We start from the raw sequence: 15,900 nt of genomic DNA, 5'->3' as shown, positions 1-15,900 counted from the left end.
AAAACGCACTAAAAAAACACGTCTGATTTTGACAGCTTCGAGAAAGCGCACTTCCTATAATTCGCCTGTATTGTACGGAAGGAGTGCAAGTGAATGAGTATTATCAACAATCATATCGCAACAAACCCAAAGTTTGATGCGTCTATCCAAAACGGGTTGGAATCGTCTCGTACCGACGCTTCACGAAAAGGCAATTACCGCGGTGAAACGGTCCGTGTTCACAATGCCACACAATCACTTTTTGATGCGATGGAAGAGCTCACTTCACTCGGTTCCGAAAAAGCAGAAAAAGATTTGACCAAGCGTAAAGTAAAAGACAGTGGCGTTCGAGTTAATGAAGCGCACGAACTCGTTTCTGACTATCTGCGAAAAGTCCCTGATCTTGAAAAGAACCAAAAGATCAAAGATCTGGCTGCAAAAATGGCGGGAGGAAATATCTCGACCATCGCTCAATTGCAAGCTTATTTGAATGGATTTTCAGAGGAGAAAAGCCATCAATACCTTGCGTTAAAAGCCGTTAAAAAGTTTTTGAGTGCGAGCCCAGAAAGTAAACATCTACTAGCGCTGATTGAGCAAGCGATTCTGAGAATCGAGCAAAACCCAGATTCTTGGGCTCAAATTGATACGGAAATTCGCGTCTCAAACTTTGCTGATGAGTACAGCCAAGAGCAAGAGTTTAGCTCATTACATCAGCTGCGCGGTTTCTATCGCGATACCGTTCATAGCTATCAAGGGCTCGGCGCTGCTTATCAAGACGTAGTGGCGCGCTTTGGTGAACAGGAGGTATCGACCGCTGTTGAGTTTATGCTGCAAGGCATGAGTGCAGATCTTAGTGTTCAAGGCAGCAGTATCGACTCGGTTAAGTTGCAGTGGTTGATGTCCGATATGCAAAAACTCAAAACTCTAAATACGTTGCAAGATCGCGTGAGTCAGTTGTTCCAAATGTTTAAACCGGAAAGGACGAGTTATGGCTTATCAAGTTTCTAATTTGATGGCTGATGTGATTGCGTTGGTAGAGCAGCGATGGGTAAGCAGTGATGAGATTTGGAAAGTCGCCAACGCAATGGAATTGACGGCGGTACAACAAAAAATCGATTTTTTTCGAGAGTTCCACAAGTTAGTTCGCGCGATCCCTATTGATGTATTCGCCGATGCAGAACAACGACAGAATTTAATACAAGCGGTACAAAAGGCGCTAGACGAAGCCATTGATATAGAAGAAGAGGAAGCGTGGGAAGATGAGTTGGATTGATGCATCCGTCAATGAATTTTGCCGAGGAATGGGGCTCGATGCCGTCGATTTCTCATCAGCTGGACGGGTGCAGCTGGATTTTGAGCAAAGCGGTACACTACATATTGAGCGACACGGAGAACAGCTATTCTTGATGTTGTCTCAAGCGTTATCTTGGCATCAAACCAGTGACATCATTCAAAGAGCCCTCAGTTTGTGTCATGCCGATCAAGGCTGGCCTTTCGAAATTAAAACTGGTTTGTTAGATGAGCAAACTTTGGTTTTTTCCGCGAGGTTAAACGGAGAAGAGGTCACGCTTCCGACTTTAGAACAAGCGTTTACGCTTTTGGGTCGTCTACATAACGATGTGGCAACCTCATGACTCGAGTAAGCACTTTAAACGTAGGCATAGAAGCCTTCACGCATGTTACTCATAGTGAGGTTAAGGCCGATTTCCCTGAACGGTTTCAATTACTTCCTGATGGACAGGCGGTCGCTACGCATTTAGAGAAGCTCTATGACCTCAGGCCTTCAGACCAATACCTAATCGCGTTAACCAAGCCAAAATTGTTGCACTCAGAATTGTTGCGCCCAGAAAAGTACCGCCAACAGTTCGATGAAACGTTGGCTCAGTTGCAAGTTCTTGCACAGGATTCAGGCTCCGCTTCTTTTATCAAAGCATCCGAAACTCTACAAAGTACGCAACTTGATCAGCGTTACCTCACTATGGCGCTCAATCTCCTTATCCAGGTCTAACCAACATGTTGAGATCCAAAGACATTGAACTGTTGCTTGTTCACGCTGCACTACAAGTTCAATACCAAAAGCCAGAGCATGCTATCTCTATTCTCGATGCGGTTTTAGAGATAGACCCGCAACACAAAGAGGCGATGCAAACGCTCGCAGTGGCGTGTTTACAAAGTGGTCGATATGCCCGTGCGGTTGAGGTATGTGAGCACTTATTAAAATCCGACCTTAAACCTGATTCGGCAGGACTCTGGTTTTGCTTAAGCCAAGCTCGTTGGAAACAAAACGACGTCGATGGGGCACGCCAAGCGCACCGACGCTATCTGCAATCTTTAAATAGTGAATCACATGAATAAGTTGATCGATATTTTAAACAAGGTAGGGCAACGTAAAGACATTATGCTTGCTGTGATGTTGCTCGCGATCGTCTTTATGATGATATTGCCACTGCCTACCGCGCTGGTGGATGTGCTGATTGGCACCAACATGAGCATTGCGGTGGTGCTGCTTATGTTAGCGATTTACATCACTACGCCGCTTGAGTTCTCAGCGTTTCCCGCAGTGCTACTGATCACGACATTGTTTCGTTTGTCTTTATCCATCACGACAACCCGTTTGATCTTGCTGCAAGGCGATGCTGGTCAAATCGTTTATACCTTCGGTAACTTTGTCGTGGGCGGTAACTTAGTGGTCGGTATTGTTGTTTTCCTGATCATTACTATTGTCCAGTTTATGGTTATCACCAAAGGCTCGGAGCGGGTTGCAGAAGTTAGTGCGCGATTCTCACTTGATGCCATGCCTGGTAAGCAGATGAGTATTGACGGTGACATGCGCGCTGGGGTGATTGACGTACACGAAGCACGGCACCGACGATCACTGATTGAAAAAGAAAGCCAAATGTATGGCTCGATGGATGGCGCGATGAAGTTCGTTAAAGGCGACTCCATTGCTGGTTTGGTCATCATTGTGGTCAACATCTTAGGTGGCGTCACTATCGGGGTAACGCAAAAAGGCATGAGTGCTTCTGAAGCACTTGAGTTGTTTGCGATTTTGACCGTTGGTGATGGTTTGGTATCGCAAATTCCGGCGCTGTTTATCGCGATTACGGCCGGTATTATCGTGACGCGTGTATCTCATGAAGATTCTTCTGATCTCGGCTCGGACATTGGTGGTCAGGTCATTGCTCAGCCGCGTGCACTCCTCATTGGCGGTGTGCTTTTGGTGCTGTTCGCACTGATTCCTGGTTTTCCAAAAATTACTTTTCTGGTCTTGGCCACAGTGGTTGGTGGTGGTGGTTTCTTCCTTTTCTATCAACAGAAAAAACAGGCTGAATCAGATACTACCGACTTATCAAGCTTTGTTTCGCAAGGGGCGGGTTCACCAGCAGCGAAGCCAAGCAAACCAACCCCATCTAGAAACAGTAAAGGTAAATTAGGTGAGCAAGAAGAGTTCGCCATGACGGTCCCGCTCTTAATTGATCTTGACGCGAGCCTTCAGGAAAGCTTGGAAGCGGTCGCATTGAATGAAGAGCTAGCAAGGGTGAGGCGCGCACTATATCTCGACCTCGGCGTGCCTTTCCCGGGTATCCACCTGCGTTTTAACGAGGGGATGCAAAATGGCGAATATTTAATTCAGTTACAAGAAGTTCCGGTTGCACGAGGACGAATTGTAAAAGACCAACTCTTGGTGACAGAAGGGAATGAGCAGATCGACTTATTAGGCGTGCCTTATGAGCAAGATGAAGATTTTCTACCCGGTATTTCTAGCATTTGGGTGGCACAAAGTTACGAGCAAAAACTCACGACTAGCCATGTCGGCTTTCTTACACCCGACAGAATTTTAACGTACCACTTGTCTCATGTTCTCAAGGAGTACGCACAAGACTTTATTGGTATTCAGGAGACGCGTTATCTATTGGAGCAGATGGAAGGCAGTTATTCGGAGCTAGTTAAAGAGGCCCAGCGCATTGTCCCGTTACAAAAAATGACGGAAATCTTGCAACGCTTGGTTTCTGAGGATATTTCCATCCGAAACCTTCGCGTGATCTTGGAAGCCATGGTTGAGTGGGGCCAAAAAGAGAAAGATGTTGTACAGCTGACGGAGTACATTCGTTCCAGCTTAAAACGTTACATTTGCTACAAATACGCGAGCGGACAAAATATGTTGCCCGCTTACTTATTGGATCAAAGTCTCGAAGACACAATACGCAGTGGTATTCGTCAAACCTCAGCAGGGAGTTACTTGGCGTTAGACCCGTCAGTAACTCAACAATTTGTCAGTGATGTGAAACAGACCATTGGTGATTTAAGTCGCATGCCGAATAAGCCTGTGTTAGTTGTGTCTATGGATGTACGCCGATATGTGCGAAAGCTTATTGAATCGGAATACTACGATCTGCCCGTTTTGTCATTTCAAGAATTAACTCAGCAAATCAATATTCAGCCACTTGGAAGGGTGGGGATGTAATGAAAACAAAACTAATGCTCTCGCTTGCGCAAGCGGGGATCGAAGTGACGCCATACTTTTGGCAAAAAAGTGAAATTCAACTTGGCTATCGAATTGAAGTTGAGGGTTTAGAGCTCGTTTTTCGTGTGGAGGACGGAGAAATCATCATCGTTCTTTTGAAACGTGTGCATCCAAACCTAGGGTTGAGTAACCCTTTTGCAGGCTTATTTCTCTTAGCTGAGCATGCTGTTCAACTTTACCCCTCCGATTGGGTCATTCGCGGAAACGTCGATGTGTTACGTGGTAGCAACATGAGCAGCCAGCGATTAGCCCAGTTTTATTTAAGAGCATGTGGTGCTAGCCATGATGAGCTAGACGACTGGTACTGTTTACGCCTGGCAGATTATAGACCTTTGAAAAAGTTGAAAAAGTAAAAACTCACGACTGTTACTGACAGCACCGATGAGATGACCCGCTTTAAGATAGGAATCAAGATGAAGCAGCCGTTTACCGATGCGATTGAGAACGCTGAGCTCGCCATTAGAAAAGCTGAAGACAGAACCGATATTTTTAACGAGCTATTGGAAGGCTTAGGTGTTGGTCCTGTTGCGGGTGATGTTTTACTTGGCGGCATAAAAGCGCCAGTAGATACCATGAAACGTGCAGAGCAAGAGCTAATAGACGAAGTCCAGCGCCGCCGGCAACAACAAAATCAGCTACAAGGTACGTCAGGTAAACGCAGAAAGCGTCCCACAGTGATGCGCGGCATGATGATTTAGAGGTTTGGAAATGACGAATATGAAAACGACTGGCTCTACGACAGGAGCAACAGACACAGCTGCGAGTAGTGCACCATTACCCACTTTCCAACAAAACTTGATAGAGGCATTTACCCCTGTACTGGGTGAAGCAGAGACTCAGCAACTTGCCTCGATAATCTCTTCATTGCCAACTATCTCGGGACAAACGGAATCACAAAGCATCGCGCTTTATGTTGATACACTTGAAAACCTAAAAGCGAAAAATAACGCGTTTGCTGGTATATCATTGACCGACACCGCATCTGTTTGGATAAAGTCGCTACAAAGTGCTAATTCAGATGGCGAATTAACCACAGCCGAGTTTAATGCTCAAACAAACCAAACGCTATCAAATCAGTTTCAGGCTTGGTTTAGTAAGTTACTGAAGGAAAACGTAGATAGCTCGTTATCTACTGAGTTTGTTAGTCAATTTAATTTGGGGACTCAGAGTAACCAAGCGGAGCAGATCGCCAACCTCTCCGAGACAGGTCTGGCTAATGCCACCAAAGAAATTTCTCTTTTTGTTGCAGAGCTTGCTAATCAAATGGGCTCCCGTGAAGTGAGAGATGCTTCTATTTCTTTTCTTCGCAATGCCTTTAGTAGCTTAGGTTCCGTTAATCTCGCGCAACTGAAGAGCTCGGACTTTCTGTTGACTAAAGAGAGTTTCGCTCTTCAAGTCTCAGCTCAATTAAAAAGTAGTTTTCAAGGTATCGGTATTACTTTAAGCACCGATGACGCAAGTGCGCTAGCTAACAGAATTACATGGACTCCTGGTATTTCTAAACAGCAGCTTAAAGAAGCGTTAGATGAAATGGCCGCTCAAGTGAAAGGCCAATATAGCGCAGCTTATGGGGAGGCGGCTGGAACAAACAACCTAAAAGCAGCACTTAACACCGTCATTGGTGGAACCGAGCCTTTGACCCTTTCTAGTCTGTTCGCCAACTTCGCGGTGAGTTTAACAAATATAGAAATCGACGACTTTTACCAGGACAGCGCGATAGCCGATGTCCAAAAGACACAAATAACGTCAGCTCAAGTTACTTTGATCAAAGAAAACACCGAACGAGACATCCGATTACAGTTTGAAAAAATAGTAAAAGATGAATCTACCGGGGCTTCATTTACTGAGCGATACGAGGCATTGCGCAAGAACTTAGGGGCATTGAAAGAGCGTCTACTCAATATCACCGACAAAGAGAAAGCGGATCGCGAGGTGAGAGCAGAGCACTCTCTAACGGCTCGTGATTTGTTGGCTGTCGTTGAATCTAGTATTGGTGATCGCTTTGATGAGCGCGTGCTGCTTGCACTAAATGAGCGTCGTGTTAACCGTTTAGAGAAACGTAATGACCAGAAAGAGGCATTAGAGGATCTCACAATACAGCTTAAAGTTTTTGGTGTTGTGCAATCAAAAATTCACTCTACGCAAAGTGTTGATGGGGTTTATAAACCGGGATATCCAGAAAGTAACTTCAAAGCGAGTGACTTTAACTACAGTAATCAAACGGATTTTGAAGCTTCACCTGAGTACAAGTATTTGACGGATAATAAGATAACAAACCATCGAGACTTTCTTCAAAAACAAGGTATTACTATCGGTGATGGTGCGTCGTACCAAGACGAAGAGAAGTCGAAAAAACTGTCTAATTTTTCTAGTTCTGTCAGTGCTAAATCCAAGTTGCTTAACGATGAAGTGCAAATCAAAACCACTGAGCTGAACGACACCAGTTCCCAATACAACTCGACCGTTGAAGCAATGAACAAATTTGTTCAGAAGTACCACAGTATTTTACAAGAAATCCTACGAGCCATTTAAGGATAACAACCATGACTAAACAAAACGCGACCGATCCATCCCAAATGCAAGCAGAAGAGCTGCTGTCTTTTCTGGAAGAGGGAGGCACGCTAAAAATGTTGCACGATGTGTCTCAGGACACCATCGAACATATTTATGCCGTAGGTTACAACTTTTTCCAATCGGGAAAGATTGAGCAAGCAGCGAAAGTATTTCAATTACTCAGCATGCTTGATCATTATCAGGCGCGATTTTTCATTGGCCTTGGCGCGGCTCGTCAGGAGTTGGGTGAGTATCTGCAGGCAATAGATGCCTACAGCTACGCAGCGCTAGTGGACGTAAATGATCCACGTCCACCTTTTCACTCTGCTGAATGTCACCTGAAACTGGAACAACTGACAGAAGCAGAGAGTGGGTTTTACAGCGCGAAGGAGATGTCTGCCGGAAAATCACAATATGCAGATTTGCATGAGCGTGCAGGCATCATGTTAGAAGCGGTGAGAAATAAAAAGGAGTAATTAGACTATGAGTTCTATTGCACTTGACCGCATCCAGACACAGGTTTATAGCCCTGAATCTGGCCAAGCCACGTTAGATAACGTGCAGAAAACGGCGTCTACAGCGACGCCGTCTGTGACGGTAGAAAACGTGAAGAGTAAAGATGCAGATGTACTGAACACCGGAAAAGTAAAAGTTCAGTTAGATGCACCTAACGCAGCTGTTAGCGACAAAGTGAATGATTTGACGCTAAAAGCCATGGCACAGCTGCAAAAGATCGTCGATACCATTGCAAAATCTCTCCATGCAGTTGCAGATCAAACAGGTTCGATTGCAGTCAAAATCATCGCAGGTTCTGCTGATGATTTTGAAGTAGAGCTTGCTGCTATCACGGATAAACTGAAAAGTGCTCAAAACGAGCTGAAAATTCAGGAAGTGAAGGTCGCAAAAGCTAAGCACGAAAAAGAGATGGTTGAAAACCAAGACAAAATCAAAGAATCGGAAGCCGCTGCAAAAGAAGCCCAAAAATCAGGCTTAGCAGCGAAGATCTTTGGTTGGATCAGTGCGGTGGTTTCTATTGTTGTTGGTGCCGTAATGGTGGCAACGGGTGTTGGTGCAGCAGCCGGTGCACTTATGATCGCTGGTGGCGTCATGGGAGCAGTGAGCATGGCGTTGCAAGAGCCAGCCGTTCAAGATGCTCTAAAAGAAGCGGGCGTAAATGTCGATGTGTTAAACAAAGTCGTAATGGCATTAGAAATCGCCGTCGCGGTTATCGGAGCTGTTGTGACGTTTGGTGGTGCAGCAGCTGGCGGTATCGCGAAACTTGCAGCGAAAGGTGCTGGTAAGGTAGCTCAAAAGGTCACAGAAATCGCTACGAAAGCCGCTGCAAACATGGCGAAAGTGGCGGATATGGGCACAAAAGCTGCGACAACAACAGCGAAAGCGATTCGTTATGGCGCAGAAACCGTTGATCTCGCCGTCAATGTGGGTAAAGGCGCAACGGACAGTGTCCATGCTGCTAACAATGCTCACGTGACAGAGATTCAGGCTGATATCACAGATCTTCGAGCCAAAATGACGTTAAGCCAGGCTGTCATTGATAAGCTCAAAGAAGAGATTGGTAAGTTGATGGAAGACTTCCAAGAGCTGATGAGCCTCATCATGCAAATGATTCAAGCGAAAAGTGAAACTATGCAAACGGTGTTAAGCCGTCCTGCAACGGTATAAGGAGTTTATTATGCTAGATAAAGTAGGCGGAACGGGTCGTGGTGAACTATACGGTTTAGGCGATACCATTAAAACCAACAAAGCAGAAAAAGCGCCGGAAACAAAGCTTGAAGCAGGCGCCGTTAAAAGCCAAAGTGAGTCAGGTGTTTCTGGTGCAGCACGCTACCAGTTAGAGATGCCTAAAGCTCCTACAGTGAGTAACCAAGCTCAAGTTGTTGCAAACCTAATGAGCGCTCTTGCACCGACGGTGAGCTCATTAATGAGCACAACGATGAAAGCGCTTAACGGTGAGGAGGTGATCAAGTCACCATCAGATGCGGTATCACAATCGTTGACGCTATTAACATTGTTGTATCAAGTATCAAAGCTGAGCCGTGAACAGCAAGTGCTACAACGTGAAATTGCTGTTGAAGCAAACGTCGCGAGTTTAGAAAGCCAAGCGGCAGAACTAAACAACTCGGCAAGTGCGATGATCGCGATGGCAGTCGTTTCGGGTGTATTAGCGGGTGCTACCGCAATTATTGGTGCCCTTGGTTCTTTCAAAGCAGGGAAAGAAATCAAGAATGAAATGGCGAGCAATAATGTACTGAAAACGCAAAAAGCTGGCTTCGATCAAGCAGAAGAGTTATTGAATAACAATAGCTTGTCTAAAACTCAGCAAGATCAGGTTAAGCGTGCGCACTCACTTGCAAAAGACAATATCGCGGACACGACAGCACAGCTGACAAGTGGTGGTCGTAAGTTCGATAAGCTGATGAGTTCAAACCAAGCGAAGAACGCCATTCTTCAAGCTTTGGGCCAGATGGCAAACTCTGCATCGAATGTAGAGCAAACCAAAGCGCAAGCGCGCAGCAAAGATGATGAAGTACAAGCGACTCGCGCACAAGCAGCCAAACAGAAAGCCGATGAAAACATTGGTTTCCAAGAAGGTCTGTTGAAAGAGCTACGTGAATTGTTCCGTTCTATCTCAGATAGTCAGAACCAAGCGTGGCGAGCGTCAGTCCCAACGGTGTAACCGTCCATCTCATTAACTACAAAGCGTTGTTTATACGACGCTTTTTTTGTTTCAGTTATCTAAGCTAATAACTAGATATTGATACTTACTGAGGAATTGGTTTGTAACACATATAACGTAGTTAGACATTTACTCTATCCCGCTTCCTTAGTAATCATCAATGATTTGATCACCATGCTAAAAGAGATTTATCTTGCATAGAAGTTGTTGTTTTTGTTGAACTCAGCTCAAAGTTATCACTCCATAGTGGCTTTGTTGCATAAAATTGAGTTAGAGTGTCATTATTACTCACAAAAAGTGTTTTTTTTGTAGTGGGAGTACTTAAAAGGAAAATATGGCGGTTCGACTGGTGAGTATTTGGGAACAGAATTATATAAAACTCAACTTAATAAGTAGTCGAAGATGGAAGATATCAGTTTAGCATCAGATTTAGTTATTTATCTGACTACGGTTGGAATTTTAGGTATATTCACCTGGGTTTTGTTTGTTATTTATTTGAAATCCAACTGGTTGAAGTATCTTGAAGATACTCTTGATAATGGAGTCCGATACTACACTCTGAATATATTCTTATCAGGTCAAGGTGTCCTACAATATGGCACTGTCTTTCTGAGCAAGTTTCATGCGAAACGGTATAAAATGCTAGAGAAGAGAGATAAAGTTCCAAAGCATATTAAACGATTATTTGTTCTCTCTTTCGTCTTGTTTATTTCAAGTGCCTCATGTCTTTTGTCTGGAGTTATAATTCATCATATTTATATAGAATAAAGGTTGTTTAACAATATTATTTTAATTGTCCTGAGTGTTTCTATTTAATATATAATATCGAATGGATATGTCTGTCTAAAAATTTAATAAATTAAAAACTTTAAAAAGATTTAATTTTCTATGCGATATGGGTTGCGCTTATATAGAGTCTTGTACGATGGCAGAGTATGCTGATAAAAGTGGTGATTAGCTAAGCTAATCTGCAAGGATGAGAACTCAAACGTTATCAAATTGTTAACGGTTGCTATACTTAAACGGTCATCAACACAGGTAAAAGGGATGTTCAATGTTTAAGTTTAAGCAAATCGCACTTGCTGCTTCTTTAGCGGCACTCACAACAGGCTTTTCTGCGTCTGCGGAAGAAACGTTTGTCACGATTGGTACTGGTGGCGTAACAGGGGTTTATTATCCGACTGGTGGAGCAATTTGTCGCTTGGTTAACAAATCGCGAGAAGATCACGGTATCCGTTGTTCGGTAGAAAGTACTGGGGGATCGATTTATAACATCAACACTATTCGTGCTGGTGAATTGGATCTCGGTATCGCTCAATCAGACTGGCAGTATCATGCTTACAAAGGAACCAGTAAGTTTAAGGAAAGCGGGCCTTTTAAAGAACTACGCGCCGTATTCTCCGTTCATCCAGAACCGTTCACTGTCGTTGCACGTAAAGACGCGAACATCAAAACTTTTGATGATTTGAAAGGTAAGCGCGTCAACATTGGTAACCCTGGCTCAGGTCAACGAGGCACCATGGAAGTGTTAATGAGCCAGTATGGCTGGAGTAACGATGACTTTAAGCTTGTGTCTGAGTTAAAAGCAGCAGAGCAATCAAAAGCACTTTGTGATAACAAAATTGATGCGATGATTTATACCGTTGGTCACCCAAGTGGAGCGATTAAAGAAGCCACTACGTCGTGTGATAGTAATATCGTAACGGTAGCTGGACCTAATGTAGAAAAATTGGTTGCAGACAATAGCTTCTACCGTGTCGCAAATGTACCGGGTGGTATGTATCGTGGCACAGATAGTGATGTTCAAACCTTTGGTGTGGGTGCGACGTTTGTTTCCTCTACTGCTGTACCAGAAGATGTGGTTTATAACGTGGTTAAAGCGGTATTTGAAAACTTCGATGATTTCCGCCGTCTCCACCCAGCGTTTGCGAACTTGAAGAAAGAGGAAATGGTAAAAGACGGTTTATCTGCGCCTCTTCACCCAGGTGCGCTCAAATACTACAAAGAAGTAGGGCTGATTAAGTAACCGTTACTTTCTCTTCTTATTGATGTAAAACGCCATCTTTCTCGATTAATGCCACTCGTTTAACAGCGAGTGGCATATTTCTATCTCTCGTCATCCTGTACAGCGACGGAGGAGCGTGATACAGGATCTTCTATCCGAGCCCTTTATGGTCAAAATTGTTTCATTAGCCGCTCAGCGTACTGCTATTAGATCCCTAGTCACGCCAAGGCTCGCTGTAATGACACAAAAACCTCGTTCAGCGATCAGCATTAATCATTCGCGATGGCGTTTTTTATAGGAGTGTTATCTACATGTGCAAGTTTTACTTAAGCATAAACATCAATGAAAAAGTAGATAGTGATGAGAATAGAAGAAAGAGCAACAAACCCTTTAACATGATTGGGATTAAGTTGACGAGATACACGAGCTGCAAGATAACCACCCACCAACGTACCGACCAAAACAACGCTACCTGTGCGCCAGTCAATGGAACCATTCGCAACAAAAATCACGATAGCAATGAGTGAAACACACGTAGATACCAGCAATTTCAAACCGTTCATTAAATTAATGTCTTGGTGACCCGCTACTACCAGATAACTCAGAACAATAACCCCTAAACCTGCGTTGAAAAAACCACCGTAAGCAGAGACACCAACAAGTAATAGACCCAAAGCGATTGCTCCGAGTATTCCTGCGTGTTTGTGCTCTTTCGCGACAGTTTTGATAAGCATTGTTAAACGAGAACCAGTCAGGAAAAGCATGGTGGCAAACAAGAGTAGCCAAGGGATGGCTTCCAAAAATAGCGATTCTGGTGTGTTGAGCAGCAGATATGCTCCGACAGCGCCACCTACTAAACTGAATGAGACTGTGAACAACAGTTCTTGCTTGTTCTTCATGATCTCTTCTCTGAAGCCAACGGCTCCGCTAATGTACCCCGCACATGAAGCATAAGTGTTTGTTGCATTGGCCATAATAGGAGGCACACCAACCGCCAATAGGGCCGGAAAAGTAATAAAGCTTCCGCCTCCCGCAATGGAGTTAATGATCCCACCAACTACGCCGGCAACGAATAAAAGCGCTAGTTCTAAAAGCATAAACAATCCTTGTTATGTTCTTTTTCATTGTTAGAGCTTTAGATGGCCCATCCCATATGCTCTAGTGTCCTGATATGAAGTTTACTTTACCCACTCTAAAACAAAATTGTTCAGTTCTGTAACGTTTTTGATGACATGAACGGTTTTACTTTGAGAGTACCCTTCGAGACGAGACATGAAGTCATCATTCCAGAATGCAGGGCATTGCTGAAGAACTTTGTAGCTTTGTAATGTCCCTTTCAATACCGAACTGCCATCAGGCCAACCTTCGGGTTTAATAAATAGTCCTTTAAGGAGACGTTTCGTCACAAACCAATAGCTTACTGAATATGGTAGATCGATATAAACGAGAGTATCGGCTGCATCTAAACGAGCATTAAAGGAGCTGATAGGCCCTAGACCATCTATAATCCAACGATCTGAGTGAAGTATATTGCTATGTGCTTCATCAAAAACGTTACGCTCAATGGGCTCACCGTTTGGTTTATAGACTATGGAATCTAATTGATGAAGAGGGAGAGCGGTAGCAGACGCGATTGCTTTACTTACCGTCGATTTTCCGCTGCCGGGTTTACCAAAAACCGCTACTTTTTGCATGTGAACGCCTCCAAGAGAATATTTCCCATACGGCAGAGACAGAAAACCCACCGTTATGGGTGGGTTCGATAAATATTGAGCGCATCAAATATCCCACCATTCCTATGGAATGATGATAATTCGTTGGTTAAGTTGTGCTAAGTGTGTATTCATGCAACTACTCTTATATATAGGCGATGGCTTGTCAATATTATTTTGCTTAATAAGTGAACGATTTGATAGGAGAAAGAAAAGCCATCGCGATGGATGGCTTTATCTAGGTTGTAAGAGACAGTTGTTACTGCTCAACGCTCACTGGCTGTGCTTTAAACTTTTGAATCAGCTTTACGATTAGTGGACTTGCCAGTACCAATACGGCTAAAACAGTAAAGGTAAGGGTAATAGGGCGCTCCCATAGGAAACTCAATTCGCCGTCTGAAATCATTAATGCGCGGCGTAAGTTCTCTTCCATTAATCCCCCAAGGATGAAACCCAGCAATAAAGGCGCAAGTGGGAAGTTAGCGAGTCGAAGTGCAATGGCAGCCATAGCGACAATCAGCATCACGAACACATCCATGGTATTGAATGAGACCAAATAAACTCCGGTGATTGAGAAGAATAAAATCATCGGCAGAAGTACCGTTCTTGGAACCGCCAAAAGCTTTGAAATGTACGGAATCAACGGTAAGTTCAGGATCACGAGTACGATGTTGCCGAAGTACATGGAAATGATCACCGACCAGAACACATCTGGATGTTCAACAAACAGGCGAGGGCCTGGCTGAATACCGTAAGCGATCAGCGCGCCGAGCATAATAGCTGTCGTACCAGAACCTGGAATGCCAAGCGTTAGCAGTGGAACAAATGAACCACTAGACGCTGCGTTGTTCGCTGATTCTGGCGCGACCAAACCACGGATACTGCCTTTACCGAACTCTTCCTTTTTCTCTTTAGGTACGAGGTTGCGCTCCATACCATAGCTTAAAAAAGCCGCAATGGTTGCTCCTGCGCCAGGAAGAACGCCAGTGAAGAAACCTAATATTGAAGAGCGAATTGAAACAGGCGCAACGTCTTTGATTTCTTCCTTCGTCACTTTCATTGAGCCAATGTTGCTCAGCTTTTCCTGTTCTTCATCGCTGGTGTCTTTTGATGGTTTAAGGATGCCCATCAGCGTCTCACCCAGTGCGAATGTCGCCATTGCAAGCAACAAGAAGCTAAAGCCATCCATTAAATCCGTTAAACCGAAGGTAAAGCGTTCAACGCCTACGCCTTTATCGATTCCAACGGTAGATAGCATCAAACCAAGAATGGTCATCATCCACGCTTTGATTACCTGACCTTTCCCCGCAAAAGCCGCGACTGCTGATAACCCAAGTAGCATCAACGCAAAATAGTCTGACGATTGGAAGCTAAGGGAGACGCTAGCCAATGCTGGTGCGGCAACAAGCAACATAATGGCAGATAGCGTACCGCCAGTGAAAGAAGAATAAGCAGCCAAAGCTAATGCTTTACCTGCTTGGCCTTTTTGAGCCATTGGGTATCCGTCGAATGCTGTCACCACGGTTGAAGAACAACCCGGCGCGTTAATTAAAATCGACGACGTAGAGCCACCAAATACCGCACCGTAATAAACACCCGCCATCAAAATAAGGCCAGAAGATGGCTCTAGGCCATAAGTAATTGGGATCATCAAAGCAATGGCTGAGATCGGCCCAAGCCCAGGTAACATGCCGATAAATGTACCGACGAAACAACCAACGATCACCATCATGATGTTCATTGGCATTACTGCGGTGGATAAACCTTGTAGAATTCCATCTAACATAATTCAGTCCTTTCTTTGACTACCAGATGGTGAAAATCAAACCCGGTTCGAGATAGATGTCCAAACCTTGAGTGAGTAATAAATAGAACGCGATCACGAATGGAAACGACGCGCCGAACAGAACGGGTTTACGTCTTTCCCCCAGCAGATAAAAGCCAGCCAATAAAAAGAAGCCAGTAGCTATAACAAAGCCGAGGTAAGTCAGGCCCACGCCGTACAGCGCCATCAAAACCAAGAAAGCGATCAGTAACTTCCAATTAAAGGTCAGCACCGCGCCACTTTGTTTATCTGGTTGTCCTGTTACCAGTAATAACAAAGAAAGGCCTGCACCAACGTAAGTCAGGATGGTTGGCAAAGTACGTGCGGTGAACGGTTCGTATTCATCACCAGGGAACAATGGAATTTGCGAGGTTTGATAACCGTAGCAAAGACAGAAGAGTAGAAAGATCATTGCGCCGACACGGTCACGACAGAGCAAATATTCTTTGGTGAAAAAGTTGGTTGAACGAGACATATTCAACTCCTAACAAAAATAAAAAAGACCGCATATGGACGTTAATGAATAAACTAAACCATTAACAATTAAGCATTTCGCTGCTAGTCGAGCTGCTTTGGGTATATAAACAAAGGAGTGTGCATGCC

At 44.3% G+C, this 15,900-nt stretch carries 17 protein-coding genes; 13 read left to right on the top strand and 4 right to left on the bottom strand.

The window, feature by feature from the left end; all coding sequences use genetic code 11:
• Nucleotides 1-93: 93 nt before the first annotated feature.
• The 13 genes from sctW to OO778_RS09265 all read left to right on the top strand — a co-directional run bounded on the left by sctW (nt 94) and on the right by OO778_RS09265 (nt 11,781).
• A complete protein-coding gene (gene sctW / locus OO778_RS09325) occupies nt 94-987 on the top strand; it encodes a type III secretion system gatekeeper subunit SctW (RefSeq protein WP_104969411.1) in 894 nt (297 codons plus the stop codon).
• On the top strand, nt 968-1,252 hold the full coding sequence (locus OO778_RS09320; protein WP_104969412.1) for a TyeA family type III secretion system gatekeeper subunit: 285 nt from the start codon (nt 968-970) through the stop codon (nt 1,250-1,252). The genes sctW and OO778_RS09320 overlap by 20 nt, the downstream gene beginning before the upstream one ends.
• Nucleotides 1,239-1,613: a type III secretion chaperone SycN gene (gene sycN / locus OO778_RS09315; protein WP_264909344.1), complete on the top strand. Its 375-nt coding sequence runs from the start codon at nt 1,239-1,241 to the stop codon at nt 1,611-1,613. The genes OO778_RS09320 and sycN overlap by 14 nt, the downstream gene beginning before the upstream one ends.
• Nucleotides 1,610-1,987, top strand: a complete 378-nt coding sequence (gene vscX / locus OO778_RS09310) for a type III secretion system protein VscX (protein WP_005377246.1) — start codon at nt 1,610-1,612, stop codon at nt 1,985-1,987. Before sycN ends, vscX begins: the two co-directional genes overlap by 4 nt.
• A 5-nt stretch (nt 1,988-1,992) precedes the next feature.
• Entirely contained in the window at nt 1,993-2,334 is a 342-nt protein-coding gene (gene vscY / locus OO778_RS09305) for a type III secretion system chaperone VscY (RefSeq protein WP_005395110.1), read from the top strand.
• Nucleotides 2,318-4,444, top strand: a complete 2,127-nt coding sequence (gene vcrD / locus OO778_RS09300; RefSeq protein ID WP_104969413.1) for a SctV family type III secretion system export apparatus subunit VcrD — start codon at nt 2,318-2,320, stop codon at nt 4,442-4,444. Before vscY ends, vcrD begins: the two co-directional genes overlap by 17 nt.
• Nucleotides 4,444-4,857, top strand: a complete 414-nt coding sequence (locus OO778_RS09295; protein WP_104969414.1) for an LcrR family type III secretion system chaperone — start codon at nt 4,444-4,446, stop codon at nt 4,855-4,857. Before vcrD ends, OO778_RS09295 begins: the two co-directional genes overlap by 1 nt.
• 60 nt (nt 4,858-4,917) lie before the next feature.
• A complete protein-coding gene (locus OO778_RS09290) occupies nt 4,918-5,202 on the top strand; it encodes an LcrG family type III secretion system chaperone (protein WP_005395092.1) in 285 nt (94 codons plus the stop codon).
• Nucleotides 5,203-5,212: 10 nt separating this feature from the next.
• Complete coding sequence (locus OO778_RS09285) at nt 5,213-7,036, top strand: virulence-associated V antigen (RefSeq protein ID WP_269468966.1); 1,824 nt, start codon at nt 5,213-5,215, stop codon at nt 7,034-7,036.
• 11 nt (nt 7,037-7,047) lie between these two features.
• Complete coding sequence (gene vcrH, locus OO778_RS09280) at nt 7,048-7,533, top strand: SycD/LcrH family type III secretion system chaperone VcrH (RefSeq protein WP_005395089.1); 486 nt, start codon at nt 7,048-7,050, stop codon at nt 7,531-7,533.
• Between the two features lie 7 nt (nt 7,534-7,540).
• The gene (gene vopB, locus OO778_RS09275) at nt 7,541-8,740 is read left to right on the top strand and encodes a type III secretion system translocon subunit VopB (protein WP_005377260.1); all 1,200 of its coding nucleotides are present in this window, start codon (nt 7,541-7,543) and stop codon (nt 8,738-8,740) included.
• A 10-nt stretch (nt 8,741-8,750) separates the two neighbouring features.
• The gene (gene vopD / locus OO778_RS09270) at nt 8,751-9,755 is read left to right on the top strand and encodes a type III secretion system translocon subunit VopD (RefSeq protein ID WP_258615922.1); all 1,005 of its coding nucleotides are present in this window, start codon (nt 8,751-8,753) and stop codon (nt 9,753-9,755) included.
• Nucleotides 9,756-10,809: 1,054 nt separating this feature from the next.
• Nucleotides 10,810-11,781: a TAXI family TRAP transporter solute-binding subunit gene (locus OO778_RS09265; RefSeq protein ID WP_006741544.1), complete on the top strand. Its 972-nt coding sequence runs from the start codon at nt 10,810-10,812 to the stop codon at nt 11,779-11,781.
• A gap of 305 nt (nt 11,782-12,086) precedes the next feature.
• Here the strand turns inward: OO778_RS09265 and OO778_RS09260 are convergent, their stop codons facing one another.
• The 4 genes from OO778_RS09260 to OO778_RS09245 all read right to left on the bottom strand — a co-directional run bounded on the left by OO778_RS09260 (nt 12,087) and on the right by OO778_RS09245 (nt 15,772).
• Complete coding sequence (locus OO778_RS09260; protein WP_256895085.1) at nt 12,087-12,857, bottom strand: sulfite exporter TauE/SafE family protein; 771 nt, start codon at nt 12,855-12,857, stop codon at nt 12,087-12,089.
• Nucleotides 12,858-12,938: 81 nt separating this feature from the next.
• The gene (locus OO778_RS09255) at nt 12,939-13,454 is read right to left on the bottom strand and encodes an adenylate kinase (RefSeq protein ID WP_264909331.1); all 516 of its coding nucleotides are present in this window, start codon (nt 13,452-13,454) and stop codon (nt 12,939-12,941) included.
• A 277-nt stretch (nt 13,455-13,731) separates the two neighbouring features.
• Nucleotides 13,732-15,258: a tripartite tricarboxylate transporter permease gene (locus OO778_RS09250; RefSeq protein ID WP_264909329.1), complete on the bottom strand. Its 1,527-nt coding sequence runs from the start codon at nt 15,256-15,258 to the stop codon at nt 13,732-13,734.
• 19 nt (nt 15,259-15,277) lie between these two features.
• Nucleotides 15,278-15,772: a tripartite tricarboxylate transporter TctB family protein gene (locus OO778_RS09245; RefSeq protein WP_048626438.1), complete on the bottom strand. Its 495-nt coding sequence runs from the start codon at nt 15,770-15,772 to the stop codon at nt 15,278-15,280.
• Nucleotides 15,773-15,900 lie beyond the last annotated feature (128 nt).

Source organism: Vibrio sp. STUT-A16 (genome assembly GCF_026000495.1).
Classification (GTDB): domain Bacteria; phylum Pseudomonadota; class Gammaproteobacteria; order Enterobacterales; family Vibrionaceae; genus Vibrio; species Vibrio diabolicus.
The sequence above is the reverse complement of the archived record's forward strand: the minus strand, read 5'-3'. Positions and strand labels throughout refer to the sequence as shown.